Origin of the sequence: Streptomyces sp. NPDC092045, assembly GCF_044756005.1 — a bacterium.
Lineage (GTDB): Bacteria > Actinomycetota > Actinomycetes > Streptomycetales > Streptomycetaceae > Streptomyces.
Genome location: NZ_JBIVSC010000004.1, coordinates 107950 through 124981, shown reverse-complemented (window position 1 = coordinate 124981; position 17032 = coordinate 107950). Strand labels below are relative to the sequence as shown.

Below are 17032 nucleotides of genomic sequence, written 5' to 3'. Positions count from 1 at the left end.
GCTCCTGGCGTGGCGTGACGGGGGGCGGGGCTATTCGGGGGTGGCGTCCAGGGCGTGCGCGACCATGGCGAGCAGGGTCTCCACGACGCTGTAGCGCTTGCGCGCGTCCATGATCACCACGGGGACGTGCGCCGGCACGGTCAGCGCCTCCCGCACGTCCTCCGTCTCGAACAGCTCGCTGCCCTCGAAGTGGTTGACCGCCACGATGTACGGGAGGCCGCAGCTCTCGAAGTAGTCGAGGGCCGGGAAGCAGTCGGTGAGGCGCCGGGTGTCGGCGAGCACGATCGCCCCGATCGCGCCGCGCACCAGGTCGTCCCACATGAACCAGAAGCGCTGCTGGCCCGGCGTGCCGAAGACGTAGAGCACCAGGTCGTTGTCGAGCGTGATGCGGCCGAAGTCCATCGCCACCGTGGTGGTGAGCTTGTCCGGCGTGGCGGTGAGGTCGTCGGTGTCCTCGCTCGCCCGGGTCATCAGGGCCTCGGTCTGGAGCGGGGTGATCTCCGAGACCGCGCGGACGAAGGTGGTCTTGCCGACGCCGAAGCCGCCCGCGACGACGATCTTCGTCGCCGTGGGTGCCTTGCTGTGGTCGAGCTGCCAGTCCTGCGCGCCGTCCTCGGTGTCCGGGCCGGACGGGCCGGACGAACCGGACGGGCCGGGGCGGGGCTGGGCGGGGATGCCGACGGCCGCCGGTGTGTCGGCGACCGCTTCGGAGGCGGCCGCGGAGACGGTTCCGGAGGCGTCTCCGGAGACGGAGACGGCGGTGGCGTCAGAGACGACGGAGTCCACTCAGCACCCTTTCGAGGAGCGCGCGGTCGGGCTGGCCGGTGCCGTGACCGGTCCCGTACACACGGATCTTTCCCTGGTCGGCCAGGTCGCTGAGGAGCACCCGGACGACCCCCAACGGCATCTTCAGAAGCGCCGAGATCTCGGCCACCGTCCGCATCCGGCGGCAGATCTCGACGATGGCCCGCATCTCCGGCATCAGGCCGCGGGCGCCGGTCCCGCCGTCCGTCAGGACCTTGCGCGCGGCGGGCGCTTCGAGCGCCGCCACGAAGGTCTCGACGAGCAGGACGTGGCCGAAGCGGGTCCGGCCGCCGGTCAGCGAGTACGGGCGCACGCGCGCGGGGCGGCGGCCCTCTCCCCGTACCGGCAGCTTGAACGCGGGCGGGACCGGGGCCGCCGAGGACAGGGCCGTCACCGGGGGCCCTCCAGGGACTTGCGCAGCTCGCTGCGGACCTCGGGGGTGAGGACGTGGCCGGCGCGGCCCACGAAGAGCGCCATGTGGTACGCCACGACGCTCATGTCGCAGTCGGGCGTGGCGTGCACGCCGAGCAGCGAGCCGTCGCTGATCGACATGACGAAGACGCTGCCCTCGTCCATCGCCACCATGGTCTGCTTGACCCCGCCGCCGTCCATCAGGCGCGCGGCGCCGATGGTCAGGCTGCCGATGCCGGAGACGATGGTGGCCAGGTCGGCGCTGGAGCCGCGCGGGCCCCGGGGACCGTCGGCGTCCTCGGCGGGCGCGGCGTCCCGGGGGGGCTCCGGATCCGAGGACAGCAGCATCAGGCCGTCCGAGGACACGACGGCCACCGAGCGGACCCCCGGCACCTCCTCGACCAGGTTCCCCAGCAGCCATTGCAGGTTGCGGGCTTCCGTACTCAGTCCGAACGTTCCCGTCGCGGTCAACTGCGTGCCTCCTCGACTGTGTCCCCCGTCTTCTCCTCTGTACGTGCAGTCCTTGCGTTCGCTATCCCCGTCGCGTCCGATCCGGGCGTGCCCGTTCCCGGTGCGCCCGCGCCCGCCGTCTCCGTGCCCGGCGTGCTCATCTCCGCCTCCACGTCCCGGCGCCCGGCCTCGGCGCCCCGGTGGAAGCCGCCGAGCCTGCGGCGCAGGGCCTCGGCGTCCACGCCGCCCTTGCGGGGAGGAGCGGCGGGTCCCGCCTGGCGCACCACCTGGGGGGTGCGCTTGGGCAGGCCCTTGTCGGTGACCCGCCCCCACTGCCCGGGGCGCGGCCCGGGAACCGGCGGCTGGTCGACGGCCGGTTCGGGGGCGGGCTGGACGGCATCGGCGACGGCGCGGGCACCGGTGTCCCCGTCGGCGGCGCGCTCGTGGACGTCCGGCTCCCGCGGCGGAACGGGCAGCCGCACCTGGAGCGTGGTCTCGGAGACGGACTCCGGGGCGTGGGGGCCTTCACTCTCGTACGGCTCCGGGGCGGGAAAGCCTTCGCTCTCGTACGGCTCCGAGGGCGCGGGCTCCGGCTCGGGGGCGTACGGCTCCTCCACCGTCCGGCGCGGTTCCGGAACGTACGGCTCCTCGGAGACGACCGCCGGCGCGTGGGACTCCTCGTCGGGGACGCCCTCGGGCGCGTGGGGCTCCTCGGGCGCGTGGGGCTCCTCCGCCGCGCCCTGCGGCTCCGCCCGCGCGAACGCGCGTTCCGCCGCCTCCACCAGGGGGTCGCGGGTGCGGGACGGCAGGGTGTTGGAGTTGGCCTCCGCGACCGAGCCGGGCAGCTGGATCGCGGGGGCCGCGCCCGCGACCCGTGCGGGCTCCTTGACGGCGGCCGGCGGGGTGGTGGGCAGCAGGGGCAGCGGCAGGACCACGACGGCCGCCGTGCCGCCCGGCTGCTGCTCGCGCAGCTCGACGCGGACGCCGTGGCGGGCGGCGAGCAGGGCGACGACCCGCATGCCGAGGCCCTCGCCCTCGAAGGCGTCCGGGTCGGCCTCCGCCAGGCTGGCGTTCAGCTCGGCGGAGCGGGCGGGGGTCATGCCGATGCCGGAGTCCTGGACGGAGAGCATCACCTCGCCGGTCTCCAGGAGCCAGCCGGAGAGCTGGACCTCGGCGTCGGGCGGCGAGAAGGAGGTGGCGTTCTCCAGGAGTTCCGCGACGAGGTGGCTCAGGTCGTCCGCGGCGAAGCCGGCGATCTGGGCGTGCGGCGGCAGGGACTGGATGGTGACCCGCTCGTACCGCTCGATCTCGCTGACGGCGGCGCGCAGCACGTCGACGAGCGGGACGGCACCGGCGTGGCCGTGGACGTGCTCGTGGCCGGCGAGGACGAGGAGGTTCTCGCTGTGGCGGCGCATGACGGTCGCCATGTGGTCGAGCTTGAAGAGGGTGCCGAGGCGGTCCGGGTCCTGCTCGCGCTCCTCCAGCTTCTCGATGACGCCGAGCTGCCGCTCGACGAGCCCGAGGTTGCGCAGGGAGAGGTTGACGAAGGTGTGCCGGACGGTGCCGCGGAGCTTCTCCAGCTCGGCGGTGAGGAGGGCGACCTGCCCCTGGAGCTCGGCGCGCCGGGTGGCCAGCTCGGTGGCGAGGGCCTCCTTGTCGGCGGCCAGGTCGGCCCGCTCGGCGGTGAGGTGCCCGGTGCGCGCGGCGAGGCCGGCGAGCTCGCCGTGCAGGGTGTTGAGGGAGCGGACGGCCTGTGCGAACTCGTCGTTGCGGCCGGTGAAGCGGATCGGCTCCTCGGTGGCCGGGTCGGGGGCGGCGGCGAGCCGGGCGGCCCCGATGCGGAGCACGGCGAGCGGCCGGGTGAGGCTGCGGGCCACGTAGGTGGAGACGCCGACGGCGAAGAGGAAGCAGCCGCCGAGGAGGGCGAGGCGCAGTTCGAGGGCGGTGACGTCGTCGTCGCGGAGCGCGGAGAGGCGCTCGACGCGCTGGGCGGCGAGGGCGGACTCGACGCCGCGCATCTGCTCGATGCGGGCGGAGAGCGCGGCCTCCAGGGCGGCCGGGTCGGTCTTGCGCTCGGCGGTGGTCAGCCGGGGCTGGTCGGTGAGGGAGGCGAGGGAGCGTTCGGCGCTCTTGACGTCGGGTCCGGTGACGGTGCCGGCGAGCGAGTCGCGGGCGGCGGCGCCGGCGGCCTGGTCGAAGTCGCCGAGGGCGGCGAGCTCGCGGACGCGGGCCTGCTGGGCGGCGGCGGTGAGGCGGTCGCGGGTCCGGTCGGCCTCCGCCGCGCCCTTCGGCTCCTCGGGGACGTAGGTGCCGGTCGTGTCGTCGTAGCGGAAGTCGCCGGTGGGCTCGGGCTGCGGCACCGAGAGCGCGGCGAGGAGCAGGCCGCGGGTGGCGGAGGCCTGTTCGACGGCGCGGCCGAGGGCGGCGGGGGCGCGGGTGGCGCCGATGAGCGAGACGTCGGCGGCTCGGGCCGGGGTCCGGTCGGCCAGCTCGTCGGCGAGGGCCTGGAGCTTGTCGATGACGTCCGAGTACGCCTTGTGGGCCTCCAGGGCCGTGCCCTTGCCGGTGAGGGCGGCGCGGCGGACGGAGGGGACGCCGGCGAGGTCGCGGCGGAGCTCCGTGGAGGCGGCGGGGCGGATCTCGTCGATCTGCCGGTCGACGCGGGTGGAGCGCACGGTGGTGACCCGGCGCTTCTTCTCGGCGTCGCCGCTCTGGGCGTCGCGGCCCGCGGCGATGTACGCGACGACCTCGTCGCGCTCGTCGGCCAGGGAGTGCGCGAGGGTGACGGCCTGCCGGTCGAGCTCGGCGAGGGTGACCAGGCGCTGGGAGTCGGTGAGCTCGGCGGAGGTGGCGAGGATCCCGGGGGCGCCGGCGGCCAGGACGGTGACGCCCACGAGGGCGACGCCGACGACGAGGCGGTTGCGGACGCGCTTGGCACGGCCGGCGGGGGCGGCGGGCTGCGCGGGGGCGGACGACGGGGCCTGGGCGTGGTCGGCGGCCGTGCCTCCGGCGGGGGCCGCGGCGGGGCCGACCGGGGCCGGTGGGACACCGGGGCCCTGGCTCCGCGTGCCGTTCTTGCTCCGAGGCCGCTTCATCTGCACCGGTGCTCGCATTCTTGACTCGTCCAGCCACAAAGCAGAGGTGACGGCCGATCACATGGAGCGCCCCCACCCCCGATACGGCTTCCGACCATTCCAGCGCTTCCGGGAAGGGGACGGGCATCGGCCGCTCCGCCACCCGAACGAGTGAACAACACTCCCGAGTTGGCGAACAACTTCCCCGGGCCGGGTCCCCGGGCCCGGAAGGGGCCCCGGTTGGATCTTCCGCGCGGGCTTTGGCAGGATGCCCGCCCGCAGCTCCGCGGCGGCGCCCGTTCCGCCCCTTCCACCGCCTCCGCCCTTTGGTACAGGCCTTTTCCCGTCATTTACGGGTCCGGTGGGGGCGGACCCGGGGCCGGGCACACTGGGCCGCATGCGCAGCGACGTCGCCTCCCTCCCCGGCAGCCCCGAACGCCCCAACGAGGACTGGGCGGCCACCGCCCTGTTCGCGGCGGAGGGCGGGGGGACGCTGGTCGTCCTCGACGGCGTCACACCGCCCGCCGGTGAGGACGGCTGCGTGCACGGAGTGCCGTGGTTCGTCGCCCGTCTCGGCGGGGCTTTGACCGAACTGTCCGCTTCCCGGCCGGATCTCCCCCTGTCCGGGATCCTCTCCCTGGCAATCCGGCGCACCGCGGACGCCCATCAGGCGACCTGTGACCTTTCTCACGTACGGACGCCTCAGGCAACCGTCGCCCTCGCCCGTTGGAACGGGACGGCGGTCGAACACCTCGTCCTCTCCGACGCGGTCCTCCTCCTGGAGGGGCCGGACGGGGTGGTGCGGGCGGTCCTCGACGACCGGCTCGACCGGGTGCCGGCCGAGGTGCTGCGGTCCGTGGCGGCGACGGACCGGCTGCGGAACCGGGAGGGCGGCTTCTTCACGGCGGCGGCCGACCCGGCGGTCGCGGAGCTCGCGGTGACCGGGACGGCCCCGCGCGCGGAGGTGCGGGCGCTGACGGGGCTCACGGACGGGGCGAGCCGCTGGGTGGACCTGTTCGGCGAGGGCGACTGGGCGGACTGCCTCGGCGTCCTGCGCGCGGAGGGCGCGTCCGGCCTGCTCCGCCGGGTGCGCGAGCGGGAGGCCGCGGACGCGGGGGCGGGGGGCGTACGGCGCTGGAAGCAGCACGACGACGCGACGGCGGCGCACGTGGAGCTGGGGCCGGGGCTTCCGTGGACGCCGGGCTTCCCGGGGGACGGGGCCGCCGGGCGGCCGGGGCGCCCGGGGCCTCCGTGACTTTCCGGCCCTCCATGGCGCCCGGGGCCTCCACGGCCTCCGGAGTCTCCACGGCTTCCGGGCCTCCTGGTCACTGAAACTCCGGAGGCCGGGACCTCAGCCCTCCGCCCGTACGTTGAAGTGGTTCAGGAGCCGGGCCAGCTCGGCGACCTCCGCGCGGTCCCAGTCGGCGAGCTTGCGGACGTAGCGCTCGCGCCGGGCGTCGCGGACGCGGCGGAAGCGGTTCCGGCCCTCCTCGGTGAGGCGGACGAGGGAGGCGCGCCCGTCGGCGGGGTCGGGGTCGCGGGCGACGAGCCCGAGGTCTTCGAGGGCCCGGAGCTGGCGGCTCATGGTCGCCTTGCCGACGCCGAAGTACCCGGCCAGTTCGGTGGCCCGCTGGGGCCCGGCGTCGTCGAGGCGCACGAAGAGGCCGTAGGCGGCGGGCTCCAGCTCGGGGTGGACCTCCCGGGCCATCTCGCCGGACTGGGCGCGGGCGCGGCGCAGGAAGACCGCCAGCTCGCGTTCGAGGGCGAGGAACTCCCGGTCCACGGTGACCGGAGGGGCGGCTCCGGCCGTGTCGGGGGACGACGGGGCGGGGCCCGTCCCGTCGGGGGCCGGCGAGGCGGCTCCGGTCCCACCGGCGACCGGCGGCACGGCTCCGGCCCCGTCGGGCGCCGGCAGGGTGACCCCGCCCTCACTTCCCGCACCGCTTCCGTGCACGTCAGCGCCTCCCACGTGTTCCCCGTTGGCGTGACTCCGCCACACCGGCGGTCTTCCGCCGCTGAAAGTTTCTTCCCGTCGCGGCCGTTTCCGCAGCTCTTCCAGTATTTCGCAGGCGTAGACCAACGGCGGTGACCGGGCCCCCTTCCACGGGTGGGTCTACGTGCGTAGCGTCGTTCCCACCACCCCCGCTGACATGTCCGCGACAGGACTGTCACCCCCTCTCCCCACGAGCCTTTCGGAGGCACGCGATGCGTGTGCACGGATCCGGAACGACCCTCGCCGGCGCCGCCCTCGCGGCCCTGGCCCTCCTGCTCCCCCTCGCCGGACCCGCCGGGGCCGCCCCCGACGCGGACGCCCGGAGGGCGCCCGCCCGCGGCACCGCCCACATGGGCATGGGCGTCCTCGCGCACGACGGACGCGGCACGGCGCCTTCCGGCCCGTCGGTCCGGGCCGCCCGGACGGAGGGCGTGGACGTCTCCAGCCACCAGGGGAACGTCGCCTGGGGCACGCTGTGGAACAGCGGCGTCCGGTGGGCCTACGTGAAGGCGACGGAGGGCACGTACTACGAGAACACCCACTTCGCCCAGCAGTACAACGGCTCGTACGACGTCGGCATGATCCGGGGGGCGTACCACTTCGCCACCCCGGACACGGCGTCCGGCGCCGCCCAGGCGGACTACTTCGTCGACAACGGCGGCGGCTGGTCGAAGGACGGCAGGACCCTGCCGGGCGTGCTCGACATCGAGTGGAACCCGTACGGAGCGACCTGCTACGGCAAGTCCCAGGCCGGGATGGTGGCCTGGATCCGCGACTTCCTGAACCGGTACAGGGCCCGGACCGGGCGGGACGCCGTCGTCTACACGGCGACGAGCTGGTGGACCCAGTGCACCGGCAACCACTCCGGCTTCGGCGCGACCAACCCGCTGTGGGTGGCGCGGTACGCCGCCACCGTGGGCACGCTCCCGGCCGGCTGGGAGTACTACACGATGTGGCAGTACACCTCCACCGGCCCGACGGTCGGCGACCACAACCACTTCAACGGGGACCTCTCGCGCGTGAGGGCGCTCGCGAACGGCTGACGCCCCCTCCCCCCTTCCTTCGTCACCCCCACCTCCCGGCGGCCCCCGGGGGCGCCGCGTGCGCCCCGGGGGCCGCTCCGGCTTTTTCCCTCCCTCCCCTTGCTCATTGGTATGGACCAATGCGAGGCTCTACGACGGCCGCCCGGAATTCAACTTCCGTGCGCCCCGCGCGCGTTGCTCGTTCCGTACTCCCCACGCACGAGAGAGAGCCCCCGCATGCCCTCCCTGCCTTCCGCCCGCCGTGCCGCCGCCGCCGGCGCCGCGGCCCTGTCCGCCGCGGCGCTCGTCGGTCTCACCCCCACGGCGGCCAGTGCCCACGGGGCCGTCTTCAACCCCGTGAGCCGGGTGGCCGCCTGTTACGCCGAGGGCCCCGAGACGCCCAGGTCGCAGGTGTGCAAGGACCTCGTCGCCGACTCCGGCACCCAGCCGCTCTACGACTGGAACGAGGTCAACATCGCCAACGCGGACGGGCAGCACCGGACCCTCATCCCGGACGGCAAGCTCTGCTCGGCGAACCGCGCGAAGTACCGGGCCCTGGACTGGGCGCGCACCGACTGGCCGGCGACGGCGGTCGCCGCGGGCTCCTTCGACTTCAAGGTGCGGGCGACGGCGGCCCACTCGGGCACCATGACGGTCTACATCACCAAGGCCGGCTTCGACCCGACCCAGCCCCTGAAGTGGTCGGACCTGGACGAGACCCCGGTCGCCGTCTACCAGACCACCCGCACCGCCACCGACGGCCACTACAACTTCACGGGCACCCTGCCGGCCCGCACCGGCCGCCACATCGTCTACAAGGTGTGGCAGCGCAACGACAGCCCCGAGGCCTTCTACAGCTGCTCGGACGTCACCTTCGGCGGCGCGGCGGCCCAGGCCGGCACGGCGACGGCCGGCGCGAAGGCGCAGGCCCCGACCGAGGCGAAGATCGCGGCGGGCGCCGCCCTGTCCACCGTGAGCCACGCGGGCCACGGCGGCGACGAGCAGCCCCCGGCGCTCTCCGCCGAGGCCGCCGGAACCGCCTCCCCCCTGATGCCGGCCCTCGCGGGCGCGGGCGCCCTCGCCGCCTTCGCGGCGGGCAGCCTGCTCCTGGGCCGCCGCCGGAACCCGTCCGCCTCCTGACGCGCCCCCACGCGTCACCGGTGCCGCCGCCCGGGTCCGACGGGACCGGGCGGCGGCCGGGGCGCGCGCCGGGCTCCCTCCCGCCCGGCGCGCCCCGGGGCACGTGCCGAAGGTCCCGCCCGCCCGGCGGCGCCCGGCACGCGCCCTAGGAGCCGGACTCCCCGAGCGGGAAGAGGGCGGTGAGCCGGGGCAGGGCCGACCCCTCCGGCCCGGCCGCCCCGCGCTCCTCGTCCTCTTCCCCCTCTTCCTCCCCCAGCGCCTCCTCGGCCTCCTCGACCGCGTCGAGGAACTCCTCGCCGTCGTCGTCCTCCTGGCCGGTCAGCTCGTCGTACGCGTCCTGGGCGACGTAGTCGAGCTCCTCCCACTCGGGCCACTCGTCGTCGTCCCAGTCGTCGCGGTGCCGTCCCGCGAGCGCCCGCACCTCGGGCACGTCGGCCAGCGCGTCCGGGTCGGCGAGCACCGCCTCGTACGCCTTCCGGCCCTGGCCCACCAGCCAGAGCGTGAAGTAGTGGAAGCCGTCGTCCGTGCAGTGGCCGCCCTCGATCCGGTTCGCCGCCCTCCACAGCGCGTGGGTGTCGGCCGTCCCGCACGCCTTCTCCAGGCGCACCTGGAACGCCACGCTCTCGTCGGCCGGGCGCCGCAGCAGCTCCCCCTCCAGCCACTCCAGCCGCTCGTCCCGGGTGCCGGGGCGGCTGCCCAACTCGTCGATGAGAGCCCAGAAGGCGTCTTCGTTCATGCGTACGATCATGACAGCCGGGACTGACATCGCGGACCCGCCCCCGGGCCCCCGTCCCGGCCCTCGTCCGGACGTGCCGGAGCGGGGCGCCCCCGAAGGAACGCCCCGCTCCCGGCGAGGGGTTACGCGGCCACGCCCACCGGCACCTCCGCCGGGGCGAGGGCGATCTCCAGGACCTGCCGGACGTCCGTCACGGGGTGGACCTCAAGCTTCTCCAGGATCTCGGCCGGGACGTCGTCCAGGTCGGCCTCGTTCCGCTTGGGGATCACGACCGTGGTGATGCCCGCCCGGTGCGCGGCGAGCAGCTTCTGCTTCACTCCGCCGACGGGCAGGACCCGGCCGGTGAGGGAGACCTCGCCGGTCATGGCCACGTCCGTGCGGACGAGCCGTCCGCTCAGCAGGGAGGCGAGGGCGGTCGTCATGGTGACGCCCGCGCTCGGCCCGTCCTTGGGGACCGCGCCCGCCGGGAAGTGGATGTGCACGCCCCGGTCCTTGAGGCCGGTGACGGGCAGTTCCAGCTCCGCGCCGTGCGAGCGGAGGAAGGAGAGCGCGATCTGCGCCGACTCCTTCATCACGTCGCCCAGCTGCCCGGTGAGGGTGAGTCCGGCGGCGCCGGTCTCCGGGTCGGCCAGGGAGGCCTCCACGAAGAGGACGTCGCCGCCCGCGCCGGTCACCGCGAGTCCGGTGGCGACGCCCGGCACGGACGTCCGGCGCTCGGCCGGGTCCTGCGCCGACTCGGGCACGTGGTGCGGGCGCCCGATCAGCTCGCGCAGGTCCTCCGGGCCGACCGTGAACGGCAGCTCGCGGTCGCCCAGTTCGTGCTGGGCCGCGACCTTCCGCAGCAGCCGGGAGACGGCCCGCTCCAGGGTGCGGACGCCCGCCTCGCGGGTGTACTCGCCGGCCAGCTTCCGCAGCGACGCCTCCTCCAGGACGACCTCGCCGGGCTCCAGGCCGGCCCGCTCCAGCTGCCGGGGCAGCAGGTGGTCGCGGGCGATGACGACCTTCTCGTCCTCGGTGTAGCCGTCGAGCCGCACCAGTTCCATGCGGTCGAGGAGGGCCTCCGGGATGGACTCCAGGACGTTCGCCGTGGCCAGGAAGACCACGTCGGAGAGGTCGAGTTCGACCTCCAGGTAGTGGTCGCGGAAGGTGTGGTTCTGCGCCGGGTCGAGGACTTCGAGGAGGGCCGCCGCGGGGTCGCCGCGGAAGTCGGAGCCGACCTTGTCGATCTCGTCGAGCAGGACCACCGGGTTCATGGTCCCGGCCTCCTTGACGGCGCGGACGATCCGGCCGGGCAGGGCGCCGACGTAGGTGCGGCGGTGGCCGCGGATCTCCGCCTCGTCCCGGACGCCGCCGAGGGCGACCCGGACGAACTCGCGGCCCATCGCGTGGGCGACGGACTCGCCGAGGGAGGTCTTGCCGACGCCGGGCGGGCCGACGAGGGCCAGGACGGCGCCGCCCCGGCGTCCGCCGACCACGCCGAGGCCGCGGTCGGCGCGCCGCTTGCGCACCGCCAGGTACTCGGTGATCCGCTCCTTCACGTCGTCCAGGCCCGCGTGCTCGGCGTCGAGCACCGCGCGGGCGCCCCGGATGTCGTACCGGTCCTCGGTCCGCTCGTTCCAGGGCAGTTCGAGGACCGTGTCGAGCCAGGTGCGGATCCAGGAGCCCTCGGGGGACTGGTCGCTGGACCGCTCCAGCTTCTCGACCTCCTTGAGGGCGGCCTCCCGCACCTTCTCCGGCAGGTCGGCGGCCTCCACGCGGGCGCGGTAGTCGTCGGACCCGTCGCCCTCCGACTCGCCGTTGAGGTCGCGCAGCTCCTTGCGGACGGCTTCGAGCTGGCGGCGGAGGAGGAACTCGCGCTGCTGCTTGTCGACGCCTTCCTGGACGTCCTTGGCGATGGTCTCGGCGACGTCCTGCTCGGCGAGGTGCTCGCGGAGCTGTGCGGTGGCGAGGCGCAGCCGGGCGACCGGGTCGGCGGTCTCCAGGAGCTCGATCCGCTGGGCGACGGTCAGGAAGGGCGAGTAGCCGGAGTTGTCGGCGAGGGCGCCGACGCCGTCGATCTGCTGGACGCGGTCGACGACCTGCCAGGCCCCGCGCTTCTTGAGCCAGGTGGTGGCCAGCGCCTTGTACTCCTTGACCAGTTCGGTCACGGAGCCGGGCAGCGGGTCGGGCAGGGTCTCCTCGACGGCGGTGCCCTCGACCCACAGGGCGGCGCCGGGGCCGGTCGTGCCGGCGCCGATGCGGACGCGGCCGCGGCCGCGCACGAGCGCGCCCGGGTCGCCGTCGGACAGGCGTCCCACCTGCTCGACGGTCCCGAGGACGCCGGTGGCGGCGTAGGTGCCGTCGACGCGGGGCACGAGCAGCACCCGCGGCTTTCCTCCTCCCGGCCGCGCGGCGGCCTGGGCGGCCTCGACGGCGGCCCGTACGTCGTTGTCGGACAGGTCCAGCGGCACCACCATTCCGGGCAGCACGACCTCGTCGTCGAGCGGCAGCACAGGCAGAGTGAGCGGCGCGGACGCCATGGACTCAGAAGCCATGATCTCCCCTTCGGCAGTCAAGTTGAGCTGTATGGACTCAATGCTTGTGAGCCCATGAATGTTCCCGGACGCCTGTTCGCTCTGAGCGATCACCCTCGCGGGCCCCTCCGAACGGCCGATGTAATACCTCCATGGATATGAGAGCCATTACATCGGCATGGGTGAAGGGCTGGACCGTCTCCCGGGGCACCCCGGCCGCCGTCGACCGGCCGTGGGGGTACCGGATCGACGTGGGCCTCCCCCGGCACGTCCTGCGGCACGTGCTGCCCGCGCCCGACGCGGCCACCGTCGGTGCGCTCTGCGAGCGGCTCACCGAGCCGTACACCTGGCTCAAGGTGATGGCGGACGCCGAGGAGGCGGCGCCGTGGATCACCGAGGGGTGGACGATCCCCGACGACCCCGGCTTCATGATGGTCAAGCCGCTGGACCCCGGCGTCCGCCCCGCGCCGCCCGAGGGGTACGCCCGGACCGTCGAGGTCCGGGACGGCGTCGTCCGGGTCCGGATCCTCGCCCCGGACGGCACCCTCGCCGCCCGGGGGCAGATCGCCCCGACCGGCGCCACCGCCGTCGCGGACCAGATCGAGACGGACGCGGCGCACCGGCGCCGGGGCCTCGGCGCCAACGTCGTGCTCACCCTGGAGGCCGCCGCCGCGCAGGCGGGCGCCACGACCGGAGTGCTCTCCGCCACCACGGACGGCCGACGGCTCTACGCCGCGCTGGACTGGGAGTACCGGGGGCCGCTGACCGGCGTCGTTCGGGAGGAGGGCTGAGCCCAGGGGACTCCGGACGGTGGCGGAATCCCGTCGTCCGGCTGCGGGGAGGCGCCTCGCCGGGCATGCTCCTCCCATGAGTCTGAGTCCCATGAGGCGAGGCGGGCGGGGAAGGCGATGCGGGGCCGTGCTGCTCGCGGCGGTCCTGGCGGGCGGCGCGGCCGGCTGCGGATCGGACACCGGGGCTCCCCCGGCGCCCGGCGCGCCCGGGACCACGGCCGGACCGGGCGCGTCCGGCCCGACGACCGGTCCGGGCGCTTCCGGAACCACGCCCGCACCGAGCACCCCCGGCGCCACGACCGGCCCGAGCGCCACGCGGGACGACCCCCGGCCGGGCCAGGTCCTCGTCCGGGTGACCGTCACCGGCGGCTTCGCCGGGGTCCGCAACCGGCTCGTCGTCCGGCGGGACGGGGGATGGACGATCAGCTCCGGCGACAAGCCGCCCCGGACCGGCCGGCAGACCCCCGCCGAGGCCGCCGAACTGCGCGCGGCCCTGGAGGACCCCGCGTTCGCCCTCGTCCCGGCGCGGCCGACCGGACGCCCGATCGCCGACGGCTTCCAGTACGAGGTGGCCTACCGCCACCGCGTGGTCGTCGCGGACGACGGCGACCGGCCGCCCGCGCTCCGGCGCGTCTTCGACGCCCTCCCGGAGGGCGGGCCGCCGACGAGCCCCTGAGGCCGCCCCGGACCGCGTTTTCCCCGGACCGCGAACCGAACCGGGACCCGCCCGCGACAGAGCCGTCCCCGGGAGGGCTCGGCCCCGGGGAGGACTCGGCCCCCGGGAGGATTCGCCCCCCGGCCGGACGGCGCGCCTTTCCGGCCCGGTGCCCGACGGCCGATTCCCGCGACCCGGACGGGGCGCCCGTCCCGTGAGGTCCCCTCCCGCTCCCGCGCCCCGCCCGCCGGTACGCCGGAGGTCTCCGTGCGGGCCGCCCCATGGCTGGGAACAGCCCCCGGTGCCGGTCCCTCCGACCGGCCCCCGGGCGTCGTCCCCGGCCCGCCGCTCGCGGCGGGCGGGCACGCCCCTGTACCCGTGGCGCGGCGCACGGCCGACGGGCGGCGAGAGGCCGGACGACGAAGGGCGGGCGGGCGTTCGAGGGGCGGCGGGCGTTCGAGGGGCGAGGTGTCGGACCGGCCGTCGGGCGGTGCGCTCCGGGCGGACCGGACCGCGACCCCCCAGGACCTCCCTCGACCTCCCGGGATCGGGGCGGAATCGGGGCGGGGCCGGTCGGGGGTCAAGGGGGAGCGCCTCCCGGGAGAGAGGGCGGGCCACGACCGGCCGTTCCCGTAACACGTTTGTGATCGTCACCACCGCACGGCGAGGATGGCGGGAACCATCCGACGAGACGACGAGAGCGGAGTGACGACGATGTCGGAAACCGTGACCCTCGACCGGCGCGAAGGACCCCATGGAGAGGTCGTCCTGCGCCGCCGCGACGAGCACTACGAGATCATCGCCAACGGCACCTTCCTGATGGACACCTCCGACGGGCGCTCCGAGCGGCTCCTGATCGACGCGGCCCTCGCCGCGCTCCCCGAGGAGCGGCGGGCCGGTGCCTCCGTCCTCGTCGGCGGCCTCGGCGTCGGCTTCTCCCTCGCCCACGCCGCCGCCGACCCCCGCTGGGGCCGGATCGTGGTCGCCGAGCGCGAGGAGGCGGTCATCGACTGGCACCGGCGGGGCCCGCTCGCCTCGATCTCCGGGGCCGCGCTCGCCGATCCCCGGACCGTGATCCTGCACACGGACCTGGTGGAGCACGTCCGCACCTCCACCGACACCTACGACGCCCTCTGCCTCGACATCGACAACGGCCCCGGCTGGACCGTCACCGAGGACAACGAATCCCTGTACGGCGCCGAGGGGTTGGCGGCCTGCGCGGACCGGCTGAACCCCGGCGGGATCCTCGCCGTGTGGTCCGCGCGACCCTCCGGGGATTTCGAAGCAACCTTGCGGAATGCCGGATTCAGCGGGGTACGGACGGAAGAGATCCCCGTTGCCCGGGGCGTCCCGGACGCGGTCCACCTGGCCGTGCGTCCCGGCTGACTCCTGGATAGCCGGGACGCCGCCGGTACCTCTAGGCTGCTGCACCGACATCGGCGACGCGAGGCGGGGCAATGGAGCAGACACACACCACTCACCACGGTGCGGCGGCCACTCCGGGGGCCCAGCGGCGCGTCCTGGTGGTCGAGGACGACGCCACGATCGTCGAGGCGATCTCCGCCCGGCTGCGCGCCGAGGGCTTCCTCGTGCAGACCGCGACCGACGGTCCCGCCGCCGTCGACGCCGCCGAGGCGTGGCAGCCCGACCTGATGGTCCTGGACATCATGCTGCCCGGCTTCGACGGCCTGGAGGTGTGCCGCAGGGTCCAGGCCCAGCGGCCCGTCCCGGTCCTCATGCTGACCGCCCGCGACGACGAGACCGACATGCTGGTCGGCCTCGGCGTCGGGGCGGACGACTACATGACGAAGCCGTTCTCGATGCGCGAGCTGGCCGCCCGGGTGCACGTGCTGCTCCGCCGGGTCGAGCGGGCCGCGCTCGCGGCGGTCACCCCGCGCAGCGGCATCCTCCGCCTGGGCGAACTGGAGATCGACCACGCGCAGCGGCGGGTCCGGGTCCGGACGGAGGACGTGCACCTGACCCCGACCGAGTTCGACCTCCTCGTCTGTCTGGCGAGCACGCCCCGCGCGGTCCTCTCCCGCGAGCAGCTCCTCGCCGAGGTGTGGGACTGGGCGGACGCCTCGGGCACCCGGACCGTGGACAGCCACATCAAGGCGCTGCGCCGGAAGATCGGGGCCGAGCGGATCCGCACGGTCCACGGCGTCGGCTACGCGCTGGAGACCCCGGCGCCATGAGCCCCCGGAGGCCCGGAGGGCCGGAGGAGCCGAAGGCGACCGGGGGGCCGGGCGGAACCGGGGGGCCCGGCGGTCCCGGCGGCGGGCGGCGGCGCCGCCGGATCGTGATCTCCATCAAGACCAAGCTCGGCGCGCTCGTCGTCGGGGCGGTCCTGCTGACCTCCTGCCTCGCGCTCGTGGCGATCCGCACGTCCACCGAGTTCCGGTACATCACGATCTTCGCGATGATCGCGACCCTGCTCATCACCCAGTTCGTGGCCCAGTCCCTGACGGCCCCGCTGGACGAGATGACCACGGTGGCCGGGACGATCTCGCGCGGCGACTTCAGCCGCCGGGTGCGGGGCGCGGACCGGCGGGACGAGCTGGGCGACCTCGCGTCGACGATCAACCGCATGGCGGACGACCTGGAGGCCGTGGACCGGCACCGCAAGGAGCTGGTGGCCAACGTCTCGCACGAGCTGCGGACCCCGATCGCCGCGCTGCGGGCCGTTCTGGAGAACGTCGTGGACGGGGTGTCCGAGGCCGATCCCGAGACGATGCGGTCGGCGCTCGGGCAGACCGAGCGGCTCGGCCGGCTGGTGGAGACGCTCCTCGACCTGTCACGCCTTGACAACGGTGTCGTCGCCCTGCGGGGGCGCCGCTTCGAGGTGTGGCCCTATCTGTCCGGGGTCCTGCGGGAGGCGAACCTCGCCGCGTCCCAGCGCGGCCTGTCGTCCACCTCGGGCCTGCACAACCGCACGGACGTGCACCTGCACCTGGACGTGTCGCCGCCCGAGCTGGTCGCCCACGCGGATGCGGAGCGGCTGCACCAGGTGATGGCGAACCTGATCGACAACGCGGTGAAGCACTCCCCGCCGCACGGCCGGGTCACCGTGCGGGCCCGGCGCGGCCCGTATGCGGACTCCCTGGAGCTGGAGGTCGAGGACGAGGGCCCCGGCATCCCGGAGTCGGAGCGGCACAAGGTCTTCCAGCGGTTCAACCGGGGTTCGGCCTCGCGCCGGCAGGGTCCGGCCAGCGACGGCGGGACGGGTCTGGGGCTCGCGATCGCCCGCTGGGCGGTCGATCTGCACGGCGGCGAGATCGGCGTGGCCGAATCATCACGCGGGTGCCGCATCAGAGTCACTCTTCCGGGCAGTCGTCCACCGACGGATTGACGTAGGGTTCGAACCGGAAGAACACGTTCTGCGTGGACGCGGGCAAGACCTCCGTGCACGTGAACGGGGTGCGATCAGGGGTGCGGCCGAAGGG

At 74.9% G+C, this 17032-nt stretch carries 15 protein-coding genes; 8 read left to right on the top strand and 7 right to left on the bottom strand.

Annotated features, from left to right (window positions below; all coding sequences use genetic code 11):
* Window positions 1-30 precede the first annotated feature (30 nt).
* Genes ACIQKA_RS14040 through ACIQKA_RS14025 form a run of 4 tightly spaced genes read right to left on the bottom strand, consistent with a single transcriptional unit; the run spans window position 31 to window position 4766 of the window.
* Window positions 31-786, bottom strand: coding sequence for an ATP/GTP-binding protein (locus tag ACIQKA_RS14040; protein ID WP_383152244.1), 756 nt, complete (start codon window positions 784-786; stop codon window positions 31-33).
* Window positions 767-1198, bottom strand: a complete 432-nt coding sequence (locus ACIQKA_RS14035; RefSeq protein WP_391093215.1) for a DUF742 domain-containing protein — start codon at window positions 1196-1198, stop codon at window positions 767-769. Before ACIQKA_RS14035 ends, ACIQKA_RS14040 begins: the two co-directional genes overlap by 20 nt.
* Window positions 1195-1686: a roadblock/LC7 domain-containing protein gene (locus ACIQKA_RS14030; RefSeq protein WP_402541024.1), complete on the bottom strand. Its 492-nt coding sequence runs from the start codon at window positions 1684-1686 to the stop codon at window positions 1195-1197. Before ACIQKA_RS14030 ends, ACIQKA_RS14035 begins: the two co-directional genes overlap by 4 nt.
* The gene (locus ACIQKA_RS14025) at window positions 1683-4766 is read right to left on the bottom strand and encodes a nitrate- and nitrite sensing domain-containing protein (protein WP_402541023.1); all 3084 of its coding nucleotides are present in this window, start codon (window positions 4764-4766) and stop codon (window positions 1683-1685) included. The genes ACIQKA_RS14030 and ACIQKA_RS14025 overlap by 4 nt, the downstream gene beginning before the upstream one ends.
* Before the next feature lie 370 nt (window positions 4767-5136).
* On the opposite strand from ACIQKA_RS14025, the gene ACIQKA_RS14020 reads away from it, so the two are divergent.
* Window positions 5137-5994, top strand: coding sequence for a hypothetical protein (locus ACIQKA_RS14020; RefSeq protein WP_402541022.1), 858 nt, complete (start codon window positions 5137-5139; stop codon window positions 5992-5994).
* Window positions 5995-6090: 96 nt separating this feature from the next.
* Here the strand turns inward: ACIQKA_RS14020 and ACIQKA_RS14015 are convergent, their stop codons facing one another.
* A complete protein-coding gene (locus ACIQKA_RS14015; RefSeq protein WP_402541020.1) occupies window positions 6091-6693 on the bottom strand; it encodes a MarR family winged helix-turn-helix transcriptional regulator in 603 nt (200 codons plus the stop codon).
* A 251-nt stretch (window positions 6694-6944) separates the two neighbouring features.
* On the opposite strand from ACIQKA_RS14015, the gene ACIQKA_RS14010 reads away from it, so the two are divergent.
* Window positions 6945-7775, top strand: coding sequence for a lysozyme (locus tag ACIQKA_RS14010; RefSeq protein ID WP_383438538.1), 831 nt, complete (start codon window positions 6945-6947; stop codon window positions 7773-7775).
* Between the two features lie 225 nt (window positions 7776-8000).
* Window positions 8001-8894 (top strand): lytic polysaccharide monooxygenase, encoded by an 894-nt coding sequence (locus ACIQKA_RS14005; protein WP_383152253.1) that lies wholly within the window; start codon window positions 8001-8003, stop codon window positions 8892-8894.
* Window positions 8895-9039: 145 nt separating this feature from the next.
* On the opposite strand, the gene ACIQKA_RS14000 is transcribed toward ACIQKA_RS14005, so the two are convergent.
* Together ACIQKA_RS14000 and lon are read right to left on the bottom strand one after the other, a co-directional pair.
* Window positions 9040-9630 carry a DUF4240 domain-containing protein gene (locus ACIQKA_RS14000; RefSeq protein WP_383434414.1) on the bottom strand — a complete coding sequence of 197 codons (591 nt, stop codon included), beginning with the start codon at window positions 9628-9630 and terminating at the stop codon, window positions 9040-9042.
* A gap of 122 nt (window positions 9631-9752) precedes the next feature.
* Entirely contained in the window at window positions 9753-12164 is a 2412-nt protein-coding gene (lon, locus tag ACIQKA_RS13995; protein WP_391093222.1) for an endopeptidase La, read from the bottom strand.
* A gap of 137 nt (window positions 12165-12301) precedes the next feature.
* Here lon and ACIQKA_RS13990 point away from each other — a divergent pair, with 137 nt between their 5' ends.
* The 5 genes from ACIQKA_RS13990 (at window position 12302) to ACIQKA_RS13970 (ending at window position 16938) form a co-directional block, all read left to right on the top strand.
* Window positions 12302-12934, top strand: coding sequence for a GNAT family N-acetyltransferase (locus ACIQKA_RS13990; protein WP_390107415.1), 633 nt, complete (start codon window positions 12302-12304; stop codon window positions 12932-12934).
* Between the two features lie 127 nt (window positions 12935-13061).
* The gene (locus ACIQKA_RS13985) at window positions 13062-13610 is read left to right on the top strand and encodes a hypothetical protein (protein ID WP_390107417.1); all 549 of its coding nucleotides are present in this window, start codon (window positions 13062-13064) and stop codon (window positions 13608-13610) included.
* Window positions 13611-14303: 693 nt separating this feature from the next.
* Window positions 14304-14975 carry a spermidine synthase gene (locus tag ACIQKA_RS13980; protein WP_383185066.1) on the top strand — a complete coding sequence of 224 codons (672 nt, stop codon included), beginning with the start codon at window positions 14304-14306 and terminating at the stop codon, window positions 14973-14975.
* 71 nt (window positions 14976-15046) lie between these two features.
* Window positions 15047-15784: a response regulator transcription factor gene (locus tag ACIQKA_RS13975; RefSeq protein WP_062752240.1), complete on the top strand. Its 738-nt coding sequence runs from the start codon at window positions 15047-15049 to the stop codon at window positions 15782-15784.
* A complete protein-coding gene (locus ACIQKA_RS13970) occupies window positions 15781-16938 on the top strand; it encodes an ATP-binding protein (RefSeq protein ID WP_383156302.1) in 1158 nt (385 codons plus the stop codon). Before ACIQKA_RS13975 ends, ACIQKA_RS13970 begins: the two co-directional genes overlap by 4 nt.
* Window positions 16939-17032 lie beyond the last annotated feature (94 nt).